This is a genomic window from Enterobacter asburiae (assembly GCF_007035645.1).
In the GTDB taxonomy this organism is placed as follows: Bacteria; Pseudomonadota; Gammaproteobacteria; order Enterobacterales; family Enterobacteriaceae; genus Enterobacter; species Enterobacter asburiae_B.
This window is the reverse complement of sequence record NZ_AP019632.1, coordinates 568,187-591,894: the sequence shown is the minus strand read 5'-3', so window position 1 is coordinate 591,894 and position 23,708 is coordinate 568,187. Positions and strand designations below refer to the sequence as shown.

35 protein-coding genes are annotated in these 23,708 nt (G+C 52.8%); 7 read left to right on the top strand and 28 right to left on the bottom strand.

Annotated features, from left to right (window positions below; translation table 11 throughout):
- Positions 1 to 22: 22 nt before the first annotated feature.
- Both FOY96_RS02845 and FOY96_RS02840 read right to left on the bottom strand, forming a co-directional pair.
- The gene (locus FOY96_RS02845) at positions 23 to 526 is read right to left on the bottom strand and encodes a phage regulatory CII family protein (RefSeq protein WP_143346469.1); all 504 of its coding nucleotides are present in this window, start codon (positions 524 to 526) and stop codon (positions 23 to 25) included.
- A 30-nt stretch (positions 527 to 556) separates the two neighbouring features.
- Positions 557 to 778: a regulator gene (locus tag FOY96_RS02840; RefSeq protein WP_143346468.1), complete on the bottom strand. Its 222-nt coding sequence runs from the start codon at positions 776 to 778 to the stop codon at positions 557 to 559.
- A gap of 143 nt (positions 779 to 921) precedes the next feature.
- Between FOY96_RS02840 and FOY96_RS02835 the strand changes: the two genes are divergently transcribed.
- The 4 genes from FOY96_RS02835 to FOY96_RS02820 are packed head-to-tail and all read left to right on the top strand — an operon-like array spanning position 922 to position 4,923.
- Positions 922 to 1,503: a phage repressor protein CI gene (locus FOY96_RS02835; RefSeq protein WP_143346467.1), complete on the top strand. Its 582-nt coding sequence runs from the start codon at positions 922 to 924 to the stop codon at positions 1,501 to 1,503.
- A gap of 16 nt (positions 1,504 to 1,519) precedes the next feature.
- A complete protein-coding gene (locus FOY96_RS02830; RefSeq protein WP_143346466.1) occupies positions 1,520 to 2,086 on the top strand; it encodes a PH domain-containing protein in 567 nt (188 codons plus the stop codon).
- A gap of 3 nt (positions 2,087 to 2,089) precedes the next feature.
- Positions 2,090 to 3,127 (top strand): phage integrase, encoded by a 1,038-nt coding sequence (locus tag FOY96_RS02825; RefSeq protein WP_143346465.1) that lies wholly within the window; start codon positions 2,090 to 2,092, stop codon positions 3,125 to 3,127.
- Positions 3,124 to 4,923, top strand: coding sequence for a P-loop NTPase family protein (locus FOY96_RS02820; RefSeq protein WP_143346464.1), 1,800 nt, complete (start codon positions 3,124 to 3,126; stop codon positions 4,921 to 4,923). Before FOY96_RS02825 ends, FOY96_RS02820 begins: the two co-directional genes overlap by 4 nt.
- Positions 4,924 to 5,141: 218 nt before the next feature.
- Here FOY96_RS02820 and FOY96_RS02815 read toward each other — a convergent pair whose 3' ends face one another.
- The 9 genes from FOY96_RS02815 to FOY96_RS02775 form a co-directional block, all read right to left on the bottom strand.
- Positions 5,142 to 5,342: an ogr/Delta-like zinc finger family protein gene (locus tag FOY96_RS02815; protein WP_143346463.1), complete on the bottom strand. Its 201-nt coding sequence runs from the start codon at positions 5,340 to 5,342 to the stop codon at positions 5,142 to 5,144.
- Between the two features lie 67 nt (positions 5,343 to 5,409).
- The gene (locus FOY96_RS02810) at positions 5,410 to 6,564 is read right to left on the bottom strand and encodes a phage late control D family protein (RefSeq protein WP_047646373.1); all 1,155 of its coding nucleotides are present in this window, start codon (positions 6,562 to 6,564) and stop codon (positions 5,410 to 5,412) included.
- The gene (locus FOY96_RS02805; protein WP_029741758.1) at positions 6,561 to 7,025 is read right to left on the bottom strand and encodes a phage tail protein; all 465 of its coding nucleotides are present in this window, start codon (positions 7,023 to 7,025) and stop codon (positions 6,561 to 6,563) included. Before FOY96_RS02805 ends, FOY96_RS02810 begins: the two co-directional genes overlap by 4 nt.
- Positions 7,026 to 7,036: 11 nt before the next feature.
- Positions 7,037 to 9,316, bottom strand: a complete 2,280-nt coding sequence (locus FOY96_RS02800; protein WP_143346462.1) for a phage tail tape measure protein — start codon at positions 9,314 to 9,316, stop codon at positions 7,037 to 7,039.
- Positions 9,309 to 9,428: a GpE family phage tail protein gene (locus FOY96_RS02795; RefSeq protein ID WP_023616176.1), complete on the bottom strand. Its 120-nt coding sequence runs from the start codon at positions 9,426 to 9,428 to the stop codon at positions 9,309 to 9,311. The genes FOY96_RS02800 and FOY96_RS02795 overlap by 8 nt, the downstream gene beginning before the upstream one ends.
- A 32-nt stretch (positions 9,429 to 9,460) precedes the next feature.
- Positions 9,461 to 9,769 (bottom strand): phage tail assembly protein, encoded by a 309-nt coding sequence (locus FOY96_RS02790; RefSeq protein ID WP_143346461.1) that lies wholly within the window; start codon positions 9,767 to 9,769, stop codon positions 9,461 to 9,463.
- Between the two features lie 56 nt (positions 9,770 to 9,825).
- Positions 9,826 to 10,344 (bottom strand): phage major tail tube protein, encoded by a 519-nt coding sequence (locus FOY96_RS02785; RefSeq protein WP_023309235.1) that lies wholly within the window; start codon positions 10,342 to 10,344, stop codon positions 9,826 to 9,828.
- 11 nt (positions 10,345 to 10,355) lie between these two features.
- Positions 10,356 to 11,543 (bottom strand): phage tail sheath protein, encoded by a 1,188-nt coding sequence (locus tag FOY96_RS02780; RefSeq protein WP_047060339.1) that lies wholly within the window; start codon positions 11,541 to 11,543, stop codon positions 10,356 to 10,358.
- Positions 11,544 to 11,601: 58 nt separating this feature from the next.
- Entirely contained in the window at positions 11,602 to 12,195 is a 594-nt protein-coding gene (locus tag FOY96_RS02775; RefSeq protein ID WP_033146684.1) for a recombinase family protein, read from the bottom strand.
- Between the two features lie 155 nt (positions 12,196 to 12,350).
- On the opposite strand from FOY96_RS02775, the gene FOY96_RS02770 reads away from it, so the two are divergent.
- Both FOY96_RS02770 and FOY96_RS02765 read left to right on the top strand, forming a co-directional pair.
- The gene (locus FOY96_RS02770) at positions 12,351 to 12,608 is read left to right on the top strand and encodes a hypothetical protein (protein ID WP_223998064.1); all 258 of its coding nucleotides are present in this window, start codon (positions 12,351 to 12,353) and stop codon (positions 12,606 to 12,608) included.
- Positions 12,595 to 12,789, top strand: a complete 195-nt coding sequence (locus FOY96_RS02765) for a hypothetical protein (protein ID WP_033146686.1) — start codon at positions 12,595 to 12,597, stop codon at positions 12,787 to 12,789. Before FOY96_RS02770 ends, FOY96_RS02765 begins: the two co-directional genes overlap by 14 nt.
- A gap of 86 nt (positions 12,790 to 12,875) precedes the next feature.
- On the opposite strand, the gene FOY96_RS02760 is transcribed toward FOY96_RS02765, so the two are convergent.
- From FOY96_RS02760 to FOY96_RS02680, 17 genes are all read right to left on the bottom strand, one after another.
- The gene (locus FOY96_RS02760) at positions 12,876 to 13,475 is read right to left on the bottom strand and encodes a tail fiber assembly protein (RefSeq protein ID WP_033146685.1); all 600 of its coding nucleotides are present in this window, start codon (positions 13,473 to 13,475) and stop codon (positions 12,876 to 12,878) included.
- Positions 13,475 to 14,560, bottom strand: coding sequence for a phage tail protein (locus FOY96_RS02755; RefSeq protein ID WP_143346460.1), 1,086 nt, complete (start codon positions 14,558 to 14,560; stop codon positions 13,475 to 13,477). The genes FOY96_RS02760 and FOY96_RS02755 overlap by 1 nt, the downstream gene beginning before the upstream one ends.
- Positions 14,557 to 15,165 (bottom strand): phage tail protein I, encoded by a 609-nt coding sequence (locus FOY96_RS02750; protein ID WP_047060334.1) that lies wholly within the window; start codon positions 15,163 to 15,165, stop codon positions 14,557 to 14,559. The genes FOY96_RS02755 and FOY96_RS02750 overlap by 4 nt, the downstream gene beginning before the upstream one ends.
- On the bottom strand, positions 15,158 to 16,066 hold the full coding sequence (locus FOY96_RS02745) for a baseplate assembly protein (protein WP_033146687.1): 909 nt from the start codon (positions 16,064 to 16,066) through the stop codon (positions 15,158 to 15,160). Before FOY96_RS02745 ends, FOY96_RS02750 begins: the two co-directional genes overlap by 8 nt.
- A 5-nt stretch (positions 16,067 to 16,071) precedes the next feature.
- Positions 16,072 to 16,422 (bottom strand): GPW/gp25 family protein, encoded by a 351-nt coding sequence (locus FOY96_RS02740; protein ID WP_033146688.1) that lies wholly within the window; start codon positions 16,420 to 16,422, stop codon positions 16,072 to 16,074.
- Entirely contained in the window at positions 16,419 to 17,060 is a 642-nt protein-coding gene (locus tag FOY96_RS02735; RefSeq protein WP_094934442.1) for a phage baseplate assembly protein V, read from the bottom strand. The genes FOY96_RS02740 and FOY96_RS02735 overlap by 4 nt, the downstream gene beginning before the upstream one ends.
- Positions 17,061 to 17,172: 112 nt before the next feature.
- Positions 17,173 to 17,640 carry a phage tail protein gene (locus tag FOY96_RS02730; RefSeq protein ID WP_143346459.1) on the bottom strand — a complete coding sequence of 156 codons (468 nt, stop codon included), beginning with the start codon at positions 17,638 to 17,640 and terminating at the stop codon, positions 17,173 to 17,175.
- Entirely contained in the window at positions 17,603 to 17,848 is a 246-nt protein-coding gene (gene lysC / locus FOY96_RS23050; protein WP_231926973.1) for an Rz1-like lysis system protein LysC, read from the bottom strand. The genes FOY96_RS02730 and lysC overlap by 38 nt, the downstream gene beginning before the upstream one ends.
- Positions 17,736 to 18,149, bottom strand: coding sequence for an Rz-like lysis system protein LysB (gene lysB, locus FOY96_RS02720; protein ID WP_071891638.1), 414 nt, complete (start codon positions 18,147 to 18,149; stop codon positions 17,736 to 17,738). The genes lysC and lysB overlap by 113 nt, the downstream gene beginning before the upstream one ends.
- Before the next feature lie 8 nt (positions 18,150 to 18,157).
- Positions 18,158 to 18,667, bottom strand: coding sequence for a lysozyme (locus FOY96_RS02715; RefSeq protein ID WP_047060325.1), 510 nt, complete (start codon positions 18,665 to 18,667; stop codon positions 18,158 to 18,160).
- Positions 18,651 to 18,872 carry a phage holin family protein gene (locus FOY96_RS02710; RefSeq protein ID WP_029741404.1) on the bottom strand — a complete coding sequence of 74 codons (222 nt, stop codon included), beginning with the start codon at positions 18,870 to 18,872 and terminating at the stop codon, positions 18,651 to 18,653. Before FOY96_RS02710 ends, FOY96_RS02715 begins: the two co-directional genes overlap by 17 nt.
- On the bottom strand, positions 18,863 to 19,066 hold the full coding sequence (locus FOY96_RS02705; RefSeq protein ID WP_047174529.1) for a tail protein X: 204 nt from the start codon (positions 19,064 to 19,066) through the stop codon (positions 18,863 to 18,865). The genes FOY96_RS02710 and FOY96_RS02705 overlap by 10 nt, the downstream gene beginning before the upstream one ends.
- Before the next feature lie 179 nt (positions 19,067 to 19,245).
- Entirely contained in the window at positions 19,246 to 19,686 is a 441-nt protein-coding gene (locus FOY96_RS02700) for a DinI-like family protein (RefSeq protein ID WP_048981242.1), read from the bottom strand.
- Between the two features lie 109 nt (positions 19,687 to 19,795).
- Positions 19,796 to 21,985, bottom strand: coding sequence for a replication endonuclease (locus FOY96_RS02695; protein WP_143346458.1), 2,190 nt, complete (start codon positions 21,983 to 21,985; stop codon positions 19,796 to 19,798).
- Position 21,986: 1 nt separating this feature from the next.
- Positions 21,987 to 22,208 (bottom strand): TraR/DksA family transcriptional regulator, encoded by a 222-nt coding sequence (locus tag FOY96_RS02690; RefSeq protein WP_087823171.1) that lies wholly within the window; start codon positions 22,206 to 22,208, stop codon positions 21,987 to 21,989.
- A complete protein-coding gene (locus tag FOY96_RS02685; RefSeq protein ID WP_143346457.1) occupies positions 22,208 to 22,435 on the bottom strand; it encodes a DUF2732 family protein in 228 nt (75 codons plus the stop codon). Before FOY96_RS02685 ends, FOY96_RS02690 begins: the two co-directional genes overlap by 1 nt.
- Positions 22,436 to 22,503: 68 nt before the next feature.
- Positions 22,504 to 22,842, bottom strand: a complete 339-nt coding sequence (locus tag FOY96_RS02680) for a DUF5347 domain-containing protein (protein ID WP_033146696.1) — start codon at positions 22,840 to 22,842, stop codon at positions 22,504 to 22,506.
- Positions 22,843 to 23,069: 227 nt separating this feature from the next.
- Between FOY96_RS02680 and FOY96_RS02675 the strand changes: the two genes are divergently transcribed.
- Positions 23,070 to 23,645: a phage repressor protein CI gene (locus FOY96_RS02675; RefSeq protein WP_047060318.1), complete on the top strand. Its 576-nt coding sequence runs from the start codon at positions 23,070 to 23,072 to the stop codon at positions 23,643 to 23,645.
- Positions 23,646 to 23,708 lie beyond the last annotated feature (63 nt).

Here is a 23,708-nt window from a genome sequence, read left to right as displayed (position 1 = left end):
CAAAAACTTTCATGGATATCCCTCACATCATGCCGCTGGCGCTGGTAGTAACGATATCGACGGCAGCAGCGAGAACCGGCGCAGAGTGGAGATGGCTTTCAACGGTGTAAGCCAGGACGGAAAGGGAACGGATAGCATCACGGGCACGATCGAGAATTTGTGTGCGGCGTGCTGCTGTCATACGCTCAGTCGATACAGCTTCCCCAGCGATTGCCCCCAAATTGGCGGTGGCACTCAAAGCGCAAAACTGCATATTGGCTTCAGTGGCATTATTGACAGGAACGGACGGAAGGTAGTTAATCTGCCCCAGCATTCCGTCCAATAAACGCGCATCTTCGGTGTAATCGGTGATAGCCAAAAGCTCATCGCAGGTCAGGCGGTGCGGTTGAACCGGATTCAACTTATTGCGGAGGATCTGCGGACGCATCCCAACGGCAGCGGCTACATCTTCCAGATTGTGCGACAGCGCAAACGCTCGGCAAGCTGCATCAAAGTGAGCATGTTTAGAAGTCTGATAATCAAACATTGTTAGCTCCTCCCTAATCCGTACGATGAATTACGCGTTAAGCGAAACATCACATTCGCTTAACGCCATTACGGTTAAGGCGGCCATGTTCAATTCAACCAGCCCTTTTTTCTGTGCATCTTTAGGCTTGATAGGGAGTTTTCCGTAGGAAATCAAATTCTCAGCAGTACTTCGCGACATGCCAATACAGCGGCAATATTCATCAAGTGGAAAGTATGGAGCGGGGATCACGATTGTAATGTTGGGACGCATAATGCAAACTCCTCTTGTTGTGGATACGTCAATATCCACTGTTATTAACCTGCATTCGAAAAAAGCTACAACAAGGAGAATCCAGATCGTATTAAGCGACAAATAAATCGATTCATCGCATTTTACGAAAAACTGACTAAATTATGGGCAAATTCTCTTACGGACAAATCAGCCACAGCAGTGAAGTACTCGACAGAGTGATTAATGCTTATGGCTTTACGTCTAAGCTGATGCTTGCCGATCACTTTGGAATGGCATCGAGTAGCCTGGCTGGACGCTACAAACGAGGCGGCTTTCCCGCTGACATGGTAGTTAGGTGTGTAGCTGAAACTGGCGCATCGTTAGAATGGCTTGCTACAGGTCAAGGCAGGAAATTTGACGACGAAGAACTCGACATTATAAAAATGCCTCGTCGAAAAATCGTTGATGGCCTTCTTTACGATGCTGGCATGTACATGTTGGATAAGGTCTCATTCCTCCCGGGAGTCCCTTTACCTAAGTCCCCAAACTGCGTCCTAGAAGGTAATAGCCAATTTATCGTGGATACCTTATTTACTGAGGTTTATGACGATCAGTGGTTGGTTGAAATTGAAGATAAAATAAGCATTCGCACACTTACCCGCATTCCAATTAAGAAAGTCAGAGTAAGTGGCGTCGGCATGGCCTTTGATTGTGCAATAGAAGATATAAAAATTCTTGGTAGGGTTGTATTAACAATAAGATAAGCATAAGGATTTGAAGATGATTGACTACAAAAAAGCATCAAAAGACCAACTCAAAGCGGAGATGAAACGCTTAGCTGGCGTTGTATCTGACACGCCCTTTGGTACAAAAAAAGAATTCTTTCACCTCCCTGAAATTTTGAACTCGGGCGAACGTCCGGTGGCCATTGCCAGTGGCATGATGGACGGCAACACCTGGCTCATCACACTGACAAATAAACGCGTAATTTTCCTTGATAAAGGCATGATTTTTGGTGTTAAGCAGGTTGACATCAACCTCAACAACATTGTGAGCGTAGGCGGCAAGACGGGGCTTATGTTTGGTGAAATTATGATTTCTACTAGCGGCCAAAACTACACAATCAAAAATGTCATGAAAGGCTCAGTTATACCCTTCACAAATTTAGTGAACGAAACAAAAAACTCTCTGAACTCCCCTGCTTCGCAACAACAAGAACCGACCAAAGACACTGAATCATTCGATGATCAAATGGCGAAAATTGAACGTCTTGCAAAAATGAAAGAAGAAGGGACTCTTACAGAAGAAGAATTCCAGCAGCAGAAAAAACTCATTTTGAATGGTTAATTTATGTCTGTAAGAAAGTTAGCTAACGGCCAATGGGTTGCTGATTTTTACACTGTAGACAGAACTGATGGTAAAGACGGCAAGCGGGTTCGTAGGAAGTTTGCAACTAAAGGCGAAGCGCTGGCGTTTGAAAATTACACACTGCAAAAATTTGAGGACACGCCCTGGTTAGGCCAGGGCAAAGACAAACGCCGTCTTTCGGATCTAGTCCATCTCTGTTTTGAGCGCCACGGAATAACTTTGCGTGACGGCGAGAAACGTAAAAGCACCATGCTCTGGGCAGATCAGTGCATGGGGTCGCCCCTGGCTACGGAATTCTCAGCCCAGCTTTTCACCGCGTACCGGGCAAAAAGGCTCGATGGCCATTTTGCCCGTACTAAGCGTGTTACTCAGGTTTCGCCTCGCACCATGAACTTAGAGCACGCGTATTTCCTCTCTGTATTCAATGAATTGAAACGGCTTGGTGAATGGGAAGCGCCAAACCCGTTAGAAAACATTCGACAGTTCAGAACCGAAGAAAGTGAGATGGCCTTTCTTACTGGAGAGCAGATTGACAGGCTCTTAGAAGAAAGCCGCCACAGCTCTGCTAAAGATTTGGAGATGATTGTCAGAATTTGCCTGTCTACTGGCGCTCGCTGGGGAGAGGCTGAGAAACTAAAGCGCAGCCAAATCGGTGCTGGGAAGGTCACATTTATAAAAACGAAAGGTAAGCGCAACCGCACAATACCATTAGACCCAGCAATCATAGCTGAACTGCCAAAAAAGAATGGAGCGCTTTTTAGTCCGTGTTATTACGCTTTTAGATCTGCTCTGGAAAGAGCTGGAATTGCATTACCGGCCGGGCAGTTGACGCACATTCTCAGACATACATTTGCATCCCATTTTATGATGAACGGCGGCAACATATTAGTCCTTCAAAAAACCCTCGGACACACCGATATCAAAATGACAATGCGTTACGCTCGTTTCGCGCCAAACCACTTAGAAGAAGCATTGAGATTAAATCCTTTAAATAACATTCACAAAAGAGAAATCCAATGAACAAAAACAACCTAGAACTCTATTTAGATTATTATCTAGGACTGGACGCGCCGGGTTTTGCTGTTCTAGTTACTGGTGAATGGGGTTCAGGAAAGACGTTCCAAGTAATGAAAGCAATACCTCATGAATTACAATGTCATGTAAGTTTATTCGGAATCAGCGACTCCCAAGAAGTTTATAACACAGTATTTGCTAAAATGTTTCCCGGCAAAAACCTTGCCAAGAAGTTAATAGACATAACAAAGGATCTATCTGCCGAACTGAATGGAGTTACCTTCGGCGCAGGTTCCTTAGCCGGAAATATACTTAGTCCACTAATCAAACTAACTGTCGATCGGAATAAAGTAATAATCTTTGATGACCTTGAGCGTTGCCCAATGTCGAACAAAGAAATATTTGGCGTTATAAATCAGTATATTGAACATCATCAATGCAAGGTAATCATACTAGCTCATGACAAAGAAACTCATGATGATTTCATCAAAACCAAAGAAAAAATAATAGGTCACACAATACAAATCGAACCTCAAATTGATGATGCAGCTGGTGTTTTCTTTAGTGAAAAATTCAAACTGAATAATTTCAACGCCATAAAGCCAGTAATAATTGGTGCATTTTTAAAAACCAATTGCAAGTCACTGAGGATATTAAAATATTTAATCAATGATTGTCATAGACTTCTTGAGTGTCTTGAGCCTATTCATTTAAAAAATACTATAGCAATGAAAGCGCTCTTCAATTTCTTTTGCATAGTTAATATTGAACATAAAATGGGGAATATAAGCACTGTTGATATAGAAGAAATCCCACAGGACTATATTCAATACGCGATTATCTTACAACAACAAGATGCCCACCAACCTGAATTAGATGAACCAACAAAAAAAAGAATAGCATTTTATCGCAAGTATAATGACATGGATTTAAGAAGCGATATTTTAGACCACGAGTTAACGGCCAAAATAATTAAAACTGGTGACTACCCAAAAGAAGAAATAATAAAGTCTCTAGGTGTATCAAAATTTTTTATTCGTAAATTTGACAACCCACCGTGGCTAACAATAATTAACTTTGATAATCAAGAGAGCACAAATGTAAGGACAGCCATTGTTGAAATGTTTGATAAATTTGAAGAAAACACAATGACTGACATAGGGGAAATAATGCATAGCTTCTGCTTATCTTATATGCTCTCTGAAAAAAAAGAAATCGAATATAGTTTTGAAGATTTATTTAATTCTCAAGAAAATTACATTAACACTCTTTTAGAAAAAGATTTACTACTTCCTGAACCATTAAATCCCGGGCCATTCATTGATGATATATACGAGCGTTCATATACACATACGTATTGGATAAGCGACTCATACAGAGATTACATTAACAGAATCGTTGAACATATAAGAAAATGCAGAAAAATAGCTCAAATCAAAAGGTATCCAATTTATGTTAATGAAATCCTTGAAGCATTAGATACTAATATAGAATATTTTAAGAAGTTACTGATTGGTACTCCCAATGAAGCTGGATTATATTCTAATATAGATATTATGAATTATATTGACCCCGACAATTTCATTGATCACTGGCTTAAACTTCCTGTTGAACTATGGAGTAAGGTTGGTTCGATCTTAAATGTTCGTTACAGAGGGGCTGCACATAACAATCTTGCTAATGAAAAGCAATGGGTGCAAACGGTCTGTGATAATCTCCTAATTAAAGCGGGATTACATAGAGGATTAGATCAATACAGAATCGAAAGGCTTGTACTACACCCTGCGTTAAAGTCTTTCTAGTGTCGCAAAAGTGTCGCACGAACTTAAGATTATTGGCCAACTTTGGTGGATATTGATTTTTTATATCATTGATTTCTAATCAAACAATTGATTTTACATGTTGTCACATGGTTCTCATAATCGCTTGGTCGCTGGTTCAAGTCCAGCAGGGGTCACCAAATTTTAGATTTAGAATCATATAATTAAGCCACTCAACTGAGTGGCTTTTTTATTGATTTTTAAATAGCTGGGAGCGAAGCTGTTCGGGCTTTGCCAGCGTCGCCCGGGGTCGCGATCAGGCGCTCCACGGACTCCATCGTCACGAACGTACAGCTGCAGTCCACATTGGTGCACTGGTGATAGCGCTCTTTGGTATTTTCACTTAGATAGCGACTGGTACGCGCATGCGCAGAGTGCTTGCACTTAGGACAATGAAACATGTACCCCTCCACTTGATTCACATTTTGTGAATCAATAATACCCAAAATAAAACCAATAGCAACTACATTACTCACTATCAACAGTAAATTTTTCGTCGCTGACGTTCAGCTCAAGCTTAAGCTGCGTGGTAAATCCGCTATCGTTGAGGGTATGCACCACCTCGCTGATGATCCACGCCTGCTCGTCAATGACGCGTTTAAAACCGTTTACCAGCACCGGCGTTTCGGGGAACAGATCGGCGCGTCCCAGGGCAAGCTGGATGGAAAACTCTACGGTTCCCCGCTGAAGCGCGCGCCACTTAGCCTCTGCGGCCCTGAGCGCCTGCTCTTCAGAGGCATAAACCGTGGTGAGCTCAAATACGTTCTCCGCCGATCCCACCAGCCTCTCTTGCGGTTTCTGCTCCTTGCCTGCTGCTCCCGCTACCGGTGCGGCGGCATCCGGGTGCTGCAGTGCTTCTGTCTGCTGCCCTCCGGACTGACGATTAATACTCAATTGAGTATTTTGTTGTTTGGGGTCACGCGTTTGCAGCCATTTGGCCGTTACGCCGGAATAATTTTCACGGTCAGTTATGGAAAAAAGGTGCTTATCGCCATCCCCACGTTCAATCATCATTAAGGAAAGCGGAGTGCCGCTGGCCGTCACGGCCTGGCCCGCTTTCATAAAGATAATCTTCCCGGCTTTGATTGAAACAAATGCACCATTACGTTCAGCAAGGCGGGAGAGGAAGGCCGCGTCTGTCTCCTGAGACTGGTCAATATGAGAGATGGCGATGGATGCAAGCCCCGACGCGACGCTGGCGGTCAACTGGTTACGCTGAGCGATGGTATCGACTATCGCGCCAATCGTCGTGTCATGCCACGACTGTTCGCGCCGCACGTTTAGCTTTCCACGAAAATCTGCGCTGAATCCCTGGATGGTCAGCGTGTCCGGCGCGCCCCGGAAATGAATCGCATCAATCGTAAAGTCCCCTTTCTCCTCGAGCGGGGTTCCCTCCCATCCCAGCCATAAGGACAGCCTTGCCCCCCGGGCAGGCAAGTCCAGCAGCCCGTCGGAATCATCCAGCAGAATATCCAGCTGATCGGCTTCCAGCCCCCGTTTGTCGGTCATGGTCAGGCTGATAAGACGATGGCTGAAATTTTGCGTGATATCACGATCGTCAAGCTTAAGCATAAAATCAGGGGCGATTTTTCCACCCGCCCGGATATTCATTTCGGTGATCATCCCACCAGCCCTCCAATGCTATTCCGTGCGCTTTCCACCAGCTCTGAGGCCTGCGTTCGCAGGTCGCCAAACGTCGTCATCAGCGATTCGTCCACGCGTTTTAGCGACAGGGTAAACTCAATTTTTCGGGCGGTACCGTCACTGTAAAAATCCGAATGCGTATGCGTGACTTTATCAATGATAAACATGCCGTGAATGATGCCGGTACCGTCTATCAACGGCCATGCCCGCCCCTCATTTGCCATCAGCTCAACCGCCTTGAGGGAAAGCCGCCCTCCCGTGAGTTCCGGGTAAAGTAAGCCGGAGAGGCTAAAGGATGTCTCACCTTCGCCAAGGTACTGCCAGGCTTTGGGTTTCCCGATGCGAGCGCTGGATGCCCAGCGGTAGTCTTTTGTGAATATCATTGACTGATACGGTAAGGTTCGTCGTTCAAAGACAAACAGACCCAGCACCATTAACATTTTTTCTCTCCTCAACCATACATAAAGCTGGATTGCTGCCGTCTCGCTTTATCCTGTTCAATGCTATCTATCGTCTCCCGGATTTGACGCGTCAGATCCGTTCCGGAGGCCGTGCTCCCCTGCAGCGTGATGTTATATTCGCTTTTACTCTGATCGACGTAAGAGCGTCCTCCAGTAGCGATGGTCGGCTGATACCCCAGGCTGCCGCCAGAAATCCCCGCGCCCGGAATATAAGCGCTGCCCGCCGGTGAGGATGCCGCTTCTGCTTTTGCCGCAGCGGCGTCGAGATCGCCCGACTCGTTTTTGATAAGACCGAGCTTCTCCAGCAGCCAGCTGGCCTTGCCGCTCAGGCTATTAAAGAGATCAAGCGGTGCCATTAACGCATCGCCCAGCGCCTGACCAAAAATCACGCCAGCGTTTTTACAGCCATCCAGCGTTTCCTGCGTTGCCTTGATCGGCGTAATCAAGTCGGTGAACCATTGCCAGATACCACCCAGCTTCTCCGAGATAGCGTCAAATACTGCCATCACCGGTGAGAACAGCGCCCCCAGCGGTGCGAAAGCCGTCGAAAGCCCTTCCATCACCCCGCCAAAGAAGGCGCTGATGGGCTCCCAGTATTTAAAAATCAGTAAAGCACCGGCAGCAATCGCCGCGCCAAGGGCAATCACCGGCCAGCTAAGCGCGCCCAGCACCGTCATGATGGCGCCTCCCACCACGCTGAATACCGTTCCCAACATCCCGGCCGCGGTAATAACCATATTGACGCCCGTCAGAACCGGGCCGATAACCGTGCCTACGCCACCCAGTACGCCAGCAAACGCCTGCGCGCCGACAACAATGCTGGCGAGGGTCTGCGTCAGCTCAGGGTTGGCATTCACCCAAAGGGAGGCCGTGCCAAGCCAGCCGGTTGCGGTTGTTATCAGGTTGCGCAGAGCGCCATCCGCTTGATCAAATACATCAATCTTCAACCCGTTCCACGCGGCCTGGAATCGGTTGATATCGCCGTCAAGATTATCGGTCTGCACGGAAGCCGCGAGCGCGGTACTGCCCTTTGCCCCCTGCAACTGCTGGCGTTTTTCATCAAGCGATCCATCACCCGCAGCGGAAGCCACCGCCCCCGCAGCTTTTATGGCATCCGGAGTCTGAACGTGGCGCAACATCGCGCTGAGCGCATCCCCGGCGGCGGCACCTTTCATTCCTTTTTCCGCCAGAACGCCAAGCAGCGCGGTGGTCTCTTCAAGCCCCATACCGAATGCACCCGCAGCGGGCGCAGCGGAGGTGACGGCCGCCGCCATCTCAGCGAGGCTGGTATTCGAAGAGGTAGAACCGCGCGTAAGCACATCTGCAATGCGTCCCGCATCCGTATCGGCCAGGCTATACGCGGCCTGCGTGCTGGCGATCATATCGGCCGCTTTAGCCGCGTCGACACTCCCCGCGAGGCTGAGGTTGACCGTTGGCGCGGTGGCCGCAAGCAGCCCATCGGCGTCATAGCCTGAACGAGCCAGTTCGGTTTGTGCCCGGAGGACCGTATCTGCAGGTACTCCAGTCCCGGCACTGACCTCCCGCGCCTGCTGGCGAATCGCCTCAAGCCGGGAATCCCCCTTCGCCAGACCAAGGTTTGCCTGAATGGCCGACATCTGCTTTTCAAAGCTGATGCCAGGCGCCATAAACCGGGACGTCTGGTCAAAGCCCGCTTTTGCGATGCCCACGCCCGTATTCGCAAGCTGACGCACCCGCGCGGTAACGCGTTTGCCTGACTCGTAGCGATTCTGAACGACACTCAGCCGCTCCTGCTGCTGATTGACGCGGGCCAGCGCCTCCCGCTGTCGGTTAAGCTGCTGCGTTTTTTCGCTGATGTGACTTTTTAAACGACGTTCATCCGACGAGAGCGTGCGCGTGTTCACTCCCGCCTGAGCGAGTTCAGCGCGCTGACGCTGTACCGAGTAGCGTAAGCTGTTGTACTCATGCTTAAGGTCGACTGCCGATTTTCGGGCTGCAGTCAGCGCATCAGCCTGCGCCTGGGTGGGGTTTTGCGTGTTTTTAAACTGTACCGCCAGCGCCGCTGCCTGCTGTTTCGCCTGAGCAAGCGACTGCTCCGTCGTGGCGAGCCGGGCATTTGCTTTTCTGAAGCCGTTAATGCGCCCCGCCTGCTCATCGAGCGCCCCCAGCGCCGTCTGCGCATCGCGGATATCGCTCGCGAGAGTGAGGCTGGCGTTCTGGAGAGCGTTAAGCGGTCGGGTTGCCCGGTCGACTGCCTTAAGCAGCTCCTGAAGACTGACATTATTACTCATGGTGGTTTCCGCTTCGCTGTAGCGCTTTTTCGCGCCATAAGAGGAGTTCGGTCACGCTAAGGGAGTACAGTTCTGACGGCGGCCAGTGAAAGATCACCGCGATATCCGCCATCAGATCGTCGACCGACACATTTTCGGGAAATTTCAGCGAGCCGAAGCCGGTGACAAAAAACCGATCACCTTACCTGCAAAAGAGAGCAGATCGCAGGCATCCAGGCGCGCAACCTCATGCTCGGTCAGCGCCGGCGAGGTCATTCGCGGCAGCACCTTAATCAGCGCATCCACGTCAGATTGCGCCAGCGACGCCAGCGATACGCCGCGCAGGGTCCCCGCATTGGGTTTTACGACGGTCACCTTTTCGATTTTTTGCTCGCCGCGCTGAACGGGGCTATCAAGCGTGACGATATGTGGGTTTTCACTTTCGTTCATGGCGGTCTCGTTGATATTTTCCATTTCGTTACTCTTCTGAAAGTTAACTCACCGGCCGGTAATCCCGGCCGGTTAAAGGGTTACAGGCCGATGGCCTTACGGTGTTCTGCCAGGCGATCGACGCCATCAACTTTGAGCACCATGTTGATGATGTCGATTTCGATGATCTCTTTGCCATCAATCGTCAGCTGGTAGTAAGCGCACTCGGTGGACATCTTGGTGGTGCCGCTCTCGCCCTGCTTGTTTTCACCGCCATCAAACTCTTTATGACGGCCGCGCATGACGATTTCGACGGCGGAGATTTCGCCGGTATCATCGCGCTGATAAGAGCCGGTAAAGCGCAGCGGCACGCTGTCCGCGCCCGGAGAGGCATACTGCGCCCACAGCGCGGCGTCCGGCAGGCCGCCAACGGTCCACTCCAGCGCCAGGGCATCATCGTCCAGGCCGAGGTCGACAGAAACCGAGCCCGGCATACCGCCGCCGCGATACTTCTCCAGCTTGCGGGTCAGCTTCGGTAAGGTGACAGACTCAACAACGCCCATATAGCTCAGGCCATCATTGAACATATTCAGGTACTTAAGTTTGCGTGGTAACGCCATGCTTCAGCTCCTTAGCTGTTAACCGAATCTGACAGGTCTGCCAGATAGGTATCGGTGATGCGCTGGCGCAGAGTCAGATTTTCCAGCGGCGGGACGGGGGTGTAGTCGTAATCGATATACAGTTTCCCCGCTTTCAGGGTGGTTGCATCGTTCGACTCAGGGTCATACCAGCAGGAGCCGTCGACGATATAGCCGTTGGTTTTCAGCTCGCGGAACTTGGCGTTAATACCGGAAACGATGTCGCGAATAAGCGTTGGCGTGATGGGTTTATCCATCGCCCACGCGTGCGCTTCCGCCATGGTATCGGCCAGCACCTGCGCGGTACGGGTGTAGTTTTCAAAGACGAATAACGGGTCGTCTGAGCAGGTACGGTTACCCCAGAATTTAAAGCCGTCGTTGCGAATCAGCGTGGTGACGCCAGCCTGGTTAAGCAGGTTCGCGTCGGTAGCCTGTTCCTGCAGATCCCAGGAGACAGAGGCGCTTACGCCAGTAACGCCGTTGACGCCAACGTTTGACAGGGTTTTATGCCAGCCCATGGTCTGGTCGATTTTGGCGCGCAGGCCAAGCGCGCGGGCGGTCGCCCAGGCCGTCGTCGTTGCGTTCGTGGTGGTATCCCATGCCAGAAAATCAGGATGGATAACCATCAGCTCGCGCTGGCTGAAGTTTTTGCGATAATTAATCGCTTCAGAAATGGTTTTACATCCCCATGCGCTGACATAGCCGAACGCGCGCAGGCTCTGGCACATAGCGGCCAGTGCGGTCGCCACTTCCTGAGAATCCAGCCCCGGCACGCCGAGAATACGCGGCTTGACGCCGGTTACCGTTTTCGCCGTGAGAAGCGCCTTCAGACCGGTATATTTACCGTTTTCATCGGTAGTACCGATGATATTGGAAACGGTCTGCTTGCGCGCCTCTTCCGGGGTTTCAGCGGTGCCTTCGGCCACGCGAACAACCACGACAACCGGTTTGCACTGGTCGGCGATCGCCTGCAGAGAAGCGGACAGCGTCCCCGCCTTGCCGGCTTTCGCAATCGCGTTTTGCACGTTGGTAATGAGCACGGGCTCGTTTAAAGGAAATGTCTTGTCGTCAGCATCGCTGGCCGTACAGACCATGCCGATGATTGCCGTCGAGACGGTGGAAATGGTGCGGGTGCCATCGTTGATTTCGATAACTTCCACGCCGTGGTGAAAATCACTCATCCGTTTAACTCCTTGGTTAGTTGGTGAGTGATATTGTCGCGGCTGGGCTTGCTATGAGCTAACCATCCCTGTCCAGCGGCCGCTGGCACAACGATTGTCCGACTATCGTGGCGGGGAATTTTTTATAAAGCGTGGAAATACCTACATCAAAAATTAACGCAACGCGCTGTCGGGATTCCCCGGAAGCAATCAGCCTGCCAGCCTGAGCCCATTCCTCCTGCGTCAATTTAGGGCGTCTGCCACCAATTCGTCCCTGTTCTCGCGCTGCGGCCAGCCCGGCGCACGTCCTCTCGACAATGAGTTCACGCTCCATTTCAGCAAGCGCCCCCATGATATGGAAGAAGAAACGACCCATTGGCGTTGAGGTATCAATGCTATCAGTCAAACTGCGGAAGTTAATGCTTCGCTGGCGTAGTTCCTCGGTCATTGAAACGAGGTGGCGCATACTGCGCCCGAGCCGATCAAGTTTCCATACAACGAGAGTATCGCCCGCATTAAGTTGTCTGAGAGCTCGATTGAGTCCCGGTCTATTTGTCGATTTACCGCTGATTTTATCTTCAAAAATGAGCTCACATCCTGAACGCTGCAGCGCGTCACGCTGTAAGGCGGTGTTTTGTTCATTTGTTGACACGCGTACGTAGCCAATAAGCATGGTATTTCTCTCCGTCAAAACCGGAAATCATGCCATTTAATGGATAAACACGCATTTTCGAAAACCTTGGTTTAGGAGGAGCTAAATACGTAACCAGTCGAGGAAGTAACGCAAATGGAGCTTGGGTAATATGGTCGGATGGAGCCATTGAGGTTATGGGGTATGGTGTAATCCTTGATAACGGCCTGGCAACGGTTAATTACCCAATTGCGCTGCCAGGTATAAGCCGCTATATCAGCATTGCCGAACGTCTTTCTGCTGATCCCGGTACTACGCCCAACTATGCTCATTCATCAATGATCATTGATGCTTTAACAACAAATGTCGGTTTCAAAGCTCGTTGCACAATGGCCGCAACGGGTGCCCCATCAAATAATGGTTTTTCGTGGAGAGTTTACTATGCGCCTATTTAATCCGATCACGATGACAGAGGTCATTCATGGTTTCCACGATACTGGAGGTGCTATTCAACTTCCTGAGGATAACTGGTTTTTCACGATGCGGGAAATACCAGAGGGAATGCGACTTGACGTCAATGAAAAAGGTGAGCCATCTCTTATGGAAATTAAATCTGATATCTCTGGCAACGAATAAATGAATACGCTGTCTGGCTAAATGCAGAAAATATCAGGTGCTACTGATGATTATTGATCCATCAAAAGCACCCGATATTGAATGACCTATACCTCGGGTTTCGGTGGAAGGTTAAGGTTCGGAGCGGTATCGGTATCAACCTTAGTTAACTTATAACGATACCGCTGCCATTCAGTCAGACGAGGGATATCTGCATCATCAATGTAGCCTCCAGCCTGAGCATCTACCAATGGTGCGATAATTGCAGACGCTTCCGCTAGCAATGCAGTTTTCTGCTGTTCGGCCTTTGCCACATCCGCAGAGTGTTTCGCTTTTGCGTCGGTTATCCACTCGCTGCCATTCCACTTATCATATGGCGTTCCAGGGGCTTGTGTCGTCGTATCTTTCGGATAATCACCCGGTAGGGAAATCGTGACTTTCTCCCCTGACTTTGTGCTATATACAGTTTTACCGCGATGATCTGCGATGTACTCCCATCCGTTTAAGTCAAAGGTGCGGCAAATTGTAAAACCTTCTTTAATTTCACCAGGCGCATCAATGCATGACAAGGCTGGAATACCTACACCTTCCGCTAAATACTCAACCGAGGAGGAAATATATTCGCGCGTCTCACCATCGTAGTTAAACACAGTGATATCACCGGTCACTGTAGCAATAAGCTCATTGTTTAATTTTGCCTTCGCCATTATGCGGCCCTCACGATGTAGTTAAATGCGATGTTGCGCGGACGAGTTTCTGCTGCAGAACGCGCGACAAGGGATGAATCAAAGACAAGATCGACCCCCTGATAATCGGAATTCTGTCCGTTAGTATTTGGGTAAATAGAGCTTCCGCGTTTAAAAACCCCGCTAACATTAGACGTGCTGCTATTCACGAAGCCAGTTGCAGCACCATTACTTGCTGAACCAGTCATTTTTTGAAGGGCATCGAGCTGCAGAGAAAGCAGCGTTCGACCAGCATCAATGCCACGTACATCATCCCAGCCACGGATAAACTCCCCACGTAAGTCTGGAAGTTTCAGGGTTGGATAAGCCAGAGCCAATTTCGGATATTGGGAAGCCGCGAACGCCGCTCCGTTGCATTTAAGCCACCCCGTCGGTGGAGTTGCTGATGTCCATGGAACGGGTACACCCACCGGCAAAGCAGAGCCTTCTCCTAAACCAAGGTTTTTGAGAACCTCAGCGCTTAACCCCGCATCGGCAATTTCTTTTAACGCATTGGCGATTAAAGGGTACTGTTTATGCGGATTATCAGCAGCAATATGCTTTTTCATCTGATCATCAGCGTAGCCCTTTACCTCAATAACTTTATCGTCAACGTACTGACGCGTTGCCAGCACAACTGACGGATCAATTTTCAGGGAAATTGACGATGTGCTCGACACAATAAGAATCATGCGGATGGTCTGCGTGCGGCCACTGCCTTCCTGCAGCTGAGGCTTATATGTCTCCGGGCAGTTTGCCACGGCGATCAGAATGCCGTCGTCGTCATAGAGACCGATCTCTCGGATCCAGAAACCGCCCTCATTCTCGGGAATAATCTGTTCAGCGATGATCTGGCTGGTATTATTTGGGTCAACAGCGAGCAGGTTCAGCGGCGCTATGCGTTTTTGGTTGACGAGCTTCGTCTGCGCCGGATCGGGGGTTGGCAACGTTCCGTTGGCGTCGCCTACCGCCATCTGCGTCAGGTTGAGTTGCGTACCAAGTGCCGTCGCGTTAGCTAGCCGCGCCGCGCCCTGATTCGTCAGTATGGCAAAATATTTTGCGGTCATGCGTTCACTCTCAGGTTATCAATCAAATGGATGGCCGAGGCCGGGTAATAATCACCACCGACAATAAGTTCCTCAGTGGTATAGGGGTAAACAGCCAGCGCATCGCCGTGATAGCATCCTGCGCCAACATAAAACTCTCCCGTTGAGCTCAGGCTGATAGCCAGCCCGGTCATGTGTCTACTTGCCGGTTTGGCATCCTCAATGAGCCGTTCAAGCTCCTGATACATTTCGTCCGTGATGCCGTTATCAAGCACACCGACAACCAGACGGAATGTGCCAGGCTCCTCACCGAGCTGCCACCACTCGCGCACCTCAATCAAAAAGCCAAGCGGTTCCACCACACGACGCAATGCGCTGATGGTTCCTTTGTGCTGATGGACGAAAAACGAGGACATAATGACGCTGCGCTTCGTGCTCTCCGGCCACGCCTCATCCCAACGGTCTACCGACAGCGCCCATGCCAGGTAGGGAAGTAAATTCACCGGGCACGCGCTGGGGTTCCATAAGGTGCGTAGCGGTACCGGTACACGCTCAATTTTCGAGAGCGCAGCGGCAGCGGCGACTTCCAGCGGTGAGGACCCAACGGGTAATAGCCTTTCACTCATCCGAACCCCCGATCGCTATCTGATACGAGGTACAGTTCGAGGCCTGCGACTTACTCAGTACAATGTCAGAGTGGGGAGATTCCAGTTCCACGCGCTGCACGCCTTCAACGTGAAGTGCTGCATAGATGGCCGACAGACGAATATCGCGTCCAAGGCGATGCTGTGCGCTGATATAATTCTGCAGCTTCTGCTCTGCAGCTTGCCTGATGGGTTCAGCTTCTGGTCCGGGATAAACGTAGAGCGTTGCGTTTATCTTGTAAGGCACAATTTCTGCTGACTGGACAGTTACACGATCGCCGACCGGGCGGACGGTTTCAGCGTTAAGCGCTTTTTCAACAACCGCCAGTAGTTCAGGACGAGCGGTACCATCACCCTCACGGGATAACACCGAAATCGTCACGTATGCGGGCTGAGGGCTTTCAACCGAAACGTCAGCGACCCGTCCGTCGGCGCTTCGACCATGATATTCATAGGCTCCAACCGGCCCCGCGACGCTCAATCCTTCAAATGCCTGCTGCGCACGCAGTCGCAGGTCAGCATCAGACTCCATGACGGCAGCCGTTGGCGGAATGGTAGTGTCATCGCCCGGGGTGATGGTCAGGCGTTCGGTATTATTGTTTCCCGCAATAACGTCCAGATCGTGACCGGAAGAATAAGCCAGCGTCACGGCCAGCGCAGCCTCATTAACCCGCTGGCGCCAGATAACTTCCCGGTAGGCGTTCTCCTGCAGGAGCTTCACAATCGGCTCGGACTCCAGCGTCAGCGTCCGTGCAATCGCCTCTCGCTCCTCTTCCGGATAGAGGGAGACAAAGGTGGCCTTTCGTTCTGCCAACAGCGTTTCATAATCCACCTCCTCCACGACATCAGGCGCGGCGAGCTGGCTCAGATCAACAATAGCCATAGCGTTTAACTCAGTGAAATGGTGATAGAAAAGGATTGTCCGGAGGTCGGGCGCGTGCCGGTGATATCGACATACAACGTCCCGTCGTTCTCCGAACGCTCGAATGTGATGGCCGTCAGGCTTATTCGCGGCTCCCATTTCTGGATGGCGGAATAACAGGCGGCCATGATTTGCAGTCGCAGCGCCGGGCTCTGCGGCCTGTCGATCATCGCCGCCAGCAGCGAGCCGTAATCCCGCCGCATGACCCGCGAGCCAATCGGCGTAACCAGAATGTCGCGCACGCTTTGCCGGATGTGTTCCGCCTCTGAAAGGCTAAGCCCGGTCTGCCTGTTCATCCCCCTGTAACGCACCGTCATTGTGTCCCCTTAGTCCAGCTTCCACCGCTTTGCACACTGCCGTGCGCGTGGTTATCCACCTGCACCCCGTTGGAGGTGAATTTACCGCCGGAATGCTCAATATTTCCGGCCATCACGCCACCCTTCTGCACTTCAAGAGAGGCGGTAATTAACTTGTTAGTGCACACCACTTCAGGCGTATCCAGCGTGATGCGGGACGTTGACGTCACCCTCACCTCCGGCACGGTGGCGGTCAGCGATTCTGAGGCGGTAATGACGGCCGTTTTAATGCCTGTAACCGTCAGCGCCCCGTGACCGGGTTCGTACTCGATGACCGCCCCGTCAGGAAACGAGACGTGGAACGCATCAGGCGACCCGGACGGCGCCGGATGGTCGTCAGAGAAAATGCCGGGCAGCACAAAGGCGGTATCAAGCTCGCCGCCGATGGCCAGCAGCAGCACCTGTTCCCCCTCAGAAGGGGCCCACCAGACGCGCGAACGTCCCGCACGACAGGTGAGCCAGTTCAGCCAGGTGGTTTTCATCCCGCCGGTCTGGACACGACAAAGTCCTCTGCTGAGGTCAACATCGGTCACAACACCGATACGAATAAGATTGCGGATCGCGCGAGCGATGCCGTTCATGGAAGTTAATGTATTCATGAGAAGAGAATGCCGTTCAGGAGGAACGGCAGCAACGAGACGGGGTTTTCTGCGGGATGATACAACAAGCGGTCCAGACGGCAGGCGGATGGCGGCCTTCAGCGCGGGGAAATTAGTCCTCCCACTGGCTGACCAGCTCGCCGTTAACGTACAGCGCCTTCGGACGCGTGACGGGCTCCGGCAGCGGCGGCTCGGGGGAATACGTCGCGTGCAGAGCGCCCTGCTCCTGGGAAACAAGAATACGCTCGGTTAATTGCACGCTGATGGTGATATTCATCGTATCGTCATCGTTTAAGACGATCGCGAAGGTGTAACCGTTTTTACGGCCTTCATCGAGGGTAAAAATATCCGGCTGGTTTTCCCGAAGCCAGGCCAGCACTTGGACGAAAAATCCCTCGCTGTCGCCGGTGAAGCCGCTAACCTTCACGTTCAGCGCATACCGCTTTTCAAAGGAGAGCGAGGAGGCCTGGCGGGCGTCAATATTGCCGCCTCCGACCGACATCTGCAGGCGCTCCGGGTTGGCATTGAGTTGGGGGATCGCGTCAATTAATGCCTGACGCAGGCTCTTGAGTTTGTGCATCGAGTTTATCCTGACAGTCTTTAATGGTTTCAACCTGCAGCGCGCAGGCGATAAGGGCGTATTCCAGCCTGCGAATATCCGCGCTGAGATCGCCGTTAGTGGCGGGTTCGCTCCCCGGCATCGGGCAGCGGCTCACCTTCGGGCAGGCGTTGTAAACAATGGGCTGCAGAGGCGCAGGCGGTGCGGGTGTGCAGCCTGCGGACAGCATCAGGCAGCTGAGCGGTATACCAGCGGCGTAACGCTTCATTTTCATTGAGTAATCTCCCGATAGTCGCTTCCCGTCTTGCCCTCTCCTCGCCCGCGGTGACAAGCTCCTCACGGAGCCTGACCTGGGCATTTTCATTTGCTCTGGCCATCCGCTGCGACAGGGACAGCTGCTGATTAAGCGTGGCGAGGGCGGTTTTTTGCTCGCTGGCGACCCGGTTGGCCGCGGCTAAGGAACGGGACAGGTTCAGGTTGTCATGACGAAGCCACAGCGCGATGGCCAGCAGCCCGGCCAGCGCCAGCATGAGCGTTCTCACGACAGCCCCTTCATGCACCAGGCCTTCTCGCGGACGCGACGGTTTTCCAGCCCGGCATTTTTGACGCCGTTGACGTACACCCAGCGGGTAAGCTGCCCGCATGCCTGCACCCACTGTTTACGTTTGATAAAGGACACCAACGTCGAACGGCAGGCGGCGCCTGCGCCGACATTAAAGGTAAAACTCACCAGCGCGTCATAGACCCGGGGCGGCATCTCTACTGGCGCACACGCCGCCAGACGCCGCTCAACATTGAGCACATCAGCGACCAGATTTACCGCAGCCTCACGCTCGGTAATGTCCCGCGTCGGCACAACGTTTGCCGTGTGGCCAATGCCGGACGTCCATACGCCGGCGCTACACCGGTAGGGCGAGAGGCGACATCCTTCGAGATCGGCAATCAACGCCAATCCTTCCGGGGACGTTTTCAGTAATCGAAAGTCAGGCATCAGCACCGCCAGGGCCAGCACGCCGGCGACGCTGCAACGCTTAATGATTGAGTTCACGAATGCTCTTCTTATCGAGGCCAAGAGACTGGAGATAGCGCCAGGTTTTTCGCTTAAACCAGTAATTCGTTAATGCGGTAAAAATGGCGCAAAGACTCCCGACGTACAGCGCGACTTTTTCAGGAGACATCGCCCCGAACCAGGCCAGCGCCACGGCCAGCCAGTAGGCGATAAACGTGGTGATTTTCTCCAGGCTCAGTCCCATAGGTTTACGGATTCTTTTGTGGGGGCGCTATTCACCTCCGGCATCTCTACCGGCGTGCCGTGAGGCAAGATAACGCCTGACTCCGCGAGGCCAGGATTGGCCTTCAGAACGGCTTCAACGACGCCAGCCGTGCGCCCATAAAAGCGGGCGCAAACGGCATCAAGCGTGTCCCCCTGCATTGCATAGATTTTCATCAGACGCTCCCAACATCCGGTTTCCAGGTACTGTAGAGTTTCCCGGGCCAGCAGGCTTTTCGCTATCGCTGACGGATGGACAATCGCGGGCACAACAGATCGTCCGCGAGCGGCGAAGCGTGGTTCAACGGAAGCGCAAAACAGGAATGAGGGTGTTGGTACGGGTGATGACGCCGGGGCTAGCGCCAGCTCTCGTCTTCCCAGACTTCCCGGAGGATAGCGTCCAGCGCCTCGCGATCGGCTTCTTTTTCAAGCCCCTGGAGCTCGACACCCGTCACCGATCCTATTTTCACGTTCACCCGCGATGACGGAAACAGGGAGCGTATTCTGCGGGTCAGTTCGCACTGAAAGGCCTCAGCGACGGCAGGGTCAATCTGCTGATCTTTATCGAGAGTAATGTTCACCCGAACGTTGCCCTCTTTTTTGATTCGTTCCGGAACAGGCGATGCTGAGAATACAACGGTAAATGCGTTGTTCTTGATTAAATTTCCCCGCGCAATCTCAGCAATCAAATTCAGGGCAATCTCACGATCTCTTTCCTGACACGTTCCTTCTGTCGTCAGTCGCGCAATCAGCTCAACTCGTTCAATCATGACCTGCTCGTTCAACTCTCTGTCCACACAACCTCCACCACGAGATACTGTATAAACATACAGTAGCACGTATTCATAAAAAGAGTGAAGCGAAAAATCAGAACCCTTCACGGTATGTACATGATATGGATGGAGATTAGCGGGTTCTCTGAGCGAAGAGATCCGTTAAATACCCAATACGTTCAAGGATTTTCCGCGCCTTTTGCTGGTAAGAACACGGTGCCGGAAATAGCGATCCGTCGGCTGCCCCCCTGCACCATTTATCGTTAAAGCGGCTGATGCCTCCCGCCATCAGATGCAGGGCTTCTGCCCGGCTGATGGCTATCCCGGTGGCGAGCCGTATCTCATCGATCACCTTCTCCGGCACGCCGTTCTGCGGGTCGCTCGCGAAGACGACGGGCGCTGTCGCGCCAGGGCGGATGAATTTGATGCGTTCGGTTAACGCCCGCCTCGCACGTCGGCTGAGGGGTTGAGAAAGATCGGTCTGCGTACAGTTATTGACAGAACTCCGAGAGGATACGGGCGCGTCCTTAAGATCCGCGGCCCGCTTCGGCACAATTTTCCACTGCGTGAGTCGGGTTAAAACTGGGCTGCCCGCGCCAACGGCAGAATCGTACACGCCGCGGATGCGGACCGTTTCCTCGCCGTACTGGTTAAACCCGGCGCGCGGCTCATACAGCGTGCGCACCTGTAAATCATCGCGACGCACAAACGGCCCGCCCTGCGCCGTGACGTAACCCGCCCAGTCCCCGGCATCGGCAGCATCATGGACGGCTGCAAACTCAACGCTCAGACCGCGCGCGGCATCGGTATCCACCAGACGCCGCAGCTCGCGGTAGACCGTTACCGGCGCGCCGCCGATGAACTGAAACTGGCGAATGTGCCAGCGCCCTGCCCAGGCCGACACGGCGGACGCCGTCTCCTTCAGCAGACCACCGCTTTCGTTATCGGTCTCGCCATCGAGCGCATAGCCGTCGATATTCTTTGAGATGTATTTGGCGATATAGCCGGTAGCGCTGCCTTTCTGCGGATCGATCGCGTCCGCGTGAAAGCGCGCCTGTCTGGCGCTTTCGCTCTGCAGCTCGGCAGCATCCTCCTGCCGGGCGTAATCACCGATAATCCGGCGAACGCATTCGACGTCTTCCGGCAGCATAAACATCAGCATGTGCCAGTGGGGTGTACCGTCGTGATGGGGTTCCGCAACGCGGATACCAAAGATACGGCGCCCGTCCCGGTGCAGTTTTGCCCGGATACGCGCCCACAGTCGGGTAAAGTAGAGTTGCGTATCCGCCGGGCTGGCCTCGTTCCACTTCGCGTTGGGGAAGCCTGATTTCAGCGTCGCGTGATACTGCGCGGGCGCGGTTAAGGTATAGAACTCGCCCACGTAGCCCAGCGCCTCACAGATATTTTCAAACCCGCGGATACGGGTCATCAGTTCACAGCGACGTATCGCCGGGTTGGCCACCGAGCTGTCGTATTTTTCAATCAGGCTGATGCGGTTGCCCTCTTCATCTTCCAGCTCCATGCCCTTGAGAAATTCGCGGGTGCGGCGCTTCTGCTCGCGCCACTCGGTCACGCAGCGTTTGCTCGCATACGCCGCTTTTCGCTTGCTGACGTTGCCGAGGGCAATCTGCAGATGCTCGCGCCAGGCAGCCGCGACCCGACGCAGACGCCCGCGCCACCACGCCTCGGAAAACATGCGGATCACCGCCGCGGCAACGTCATCTTTGTTGAAAAACGTCTTCGACACCCGCTCCCAGTGCGGAGGCGACACGTTGAACTGTCGGGCGATCAGTCCGGCGCGCTGATACCAGACGTACAGCGTCTGGTATTCACCCATCTCAGCATCGTTAATATTCGCCAGCTCGCCGCGAATAAAGCTGGCGATATCTGCGGCCAGCAGGTCGATGTCCGCGCGGGACATATCCGGAAGGCGGTTATAGCGGGCCACCAGTTCGACCATCCGCGAGGCGAGGTATTGCAGAAGCTGAGTGTCGAAATGGCCGTCAAACACGGCCCTCGAGACCTCGTCGTGCAGGCCTGTGCAGGCATAGCGTTCAGAGACCCGCCTCAGACGGGGTAACATCCTTTTGCAGAAGCGGATCAAAAAGGCGTTAGCCTGCGGGCAGCCCCTATGCTGTTCGAGGGCGTCAACCGTGCGCCAGACCTCGAAGCGTACGCAGTCAGGCTGCTGTGAGAGGGAAATTCTTGCCTGCTGCAGCGCCGCGAAAAGGCGATCGCGGCGCTGCTGTTGGGCATGGGTGAGATAAGGGCTGGCAATGGCCGACCGTGGGGCATTCCACGGATAAGCAAATGACGTAGCCAACTTATCCTCCCCGGACGTGTTTATTTTTTATCTCTGCGATCTCCTGGCAGGTTACGCACAGGGCTACGCCGGGCACCGCTATTCGGCGCGCCTCCGGTATCGGCGCCTCGCAGTCCTCGCAGAGGAAACGCGAAGGCGATGCGGGTCGTCTGCGGGCGCGATTAATGTACCGCTCTCTGTCCTCCTGCTCGCGCGCCTGCGCAAGATCGATAAAATCGGCCATCAGTGCAGCTCCTGGGATTCACGCTCGTAGCGGGCCGCCTCGTGGCACAGCAGTTCGGCAACGTCTTCTCCGCTCATGCCGGTTTTGTAGATATGGCTCGCCAGGGCCTCCAGGCGCAGGGAGACCGCGAGGGCTCGCGCGCATCGTTCCTCTGCTTTTGCCTCTGCCAGCAGGCGCTTCAGTTCTTCACTTCCGGTCGGATAAGGGCGGTTTTCACTGTTTCGCATCACGCGTTCTCCTTAAATTCAGGCAAAAGGATGCCCGGCGGGTTTACGCCATTAGTTTTTGGGTTGGGTTATATCGGCATGGTCAGCCGTTCAGGAAATAAACTCACGACAGCACGAAAATGATTCATGGCGTTAATCAGCGCCCTTTTCTCCTCTGTGGTTAGCTCACTGAGCTCGCACTCATGACGGGCGACGGGCAATCTCGCCAGGAAAAAGAGGGCGGCCAGCGCCCTGCTGTTCTCCTCAAAACAGGGATCGCGCTTATCGCGCAGCTCAGCCATAAACCGCGCCAGCTCTTTTCCGCTATCGCTCCCGTATCGGGCGCGCAGTTCAGCGATGTGGTTAAGCCCGCTAAGGCGAGCTCCCACGCTAAGTGGAACCCTTGCACGGGCAGCTTCTATCGCCATATCTCCCCTCGCGTAAACTCACGCACGCTAGTGCGCTGAAAACGGGCACAGCACGGTTTTTTCCGCCGTTTGATGATTGCGATTTCAGATGCCATGCTGCATGATTCCCATTTTGATAATGTCTGCAATCATTAGCCTCTGTTTGCCAACGCCTGCCGCTGATTGCCCGAATTTGTAATGATACTAATACTCAAGTGAGCATTAGTAAACACCCAAAGGAATATATTTTGATTTTAGATTCTCAAGTGAATAATGAAGAGTTACTCGATAGAATCTGTCAGGTATATGGTTTCACGCAGAAAATCCAGCTGGCCCGGCACTTTAATATCGCCGCCAGCTCGCTTCAGAACCGCTACGCGCGCGGTACCGTCTCTTACGACTTTGCGGTTCAGTGCGCGCTGGACACCGGCGCCAGCCTTCGCTGGCTGATGACCGGACAAGGTGCGCAGTTTGAAGGTCACCCCGCGCCGGGCGATCCGGTTTCGGTTTCCACATTCACACTGAGTGATGGAAAGCTGGAAGAAAATACCACTTTGAGTATTGACTCTGGTTTCTTTAGCAAACCGCTGGCTCGCGGCATCGCCGTTCGGGCGGAGGGAAAGCTGCACTTTATTGAAAAAGAGGCATCGTTAACCGACGGCCTGTGGCTGGTTGAGATTGAAGGCACCGCCAGCATCCGCGACCTCACGCTGCTGCCGGGTAAAAAACTCCACGTGGCGGGCGGCAAGGTTCCGTTTGAATGCGGTATCGACGAGATAAAAACGGTGGGTCGCGTAGTGGGGATTTACAGCGAGGTTAATTGAGGGTGGGTCGGATGCATTCGCCACCAAAGGTGGGGCGCTCGCTTTCGGGTAGGACACGGAAAA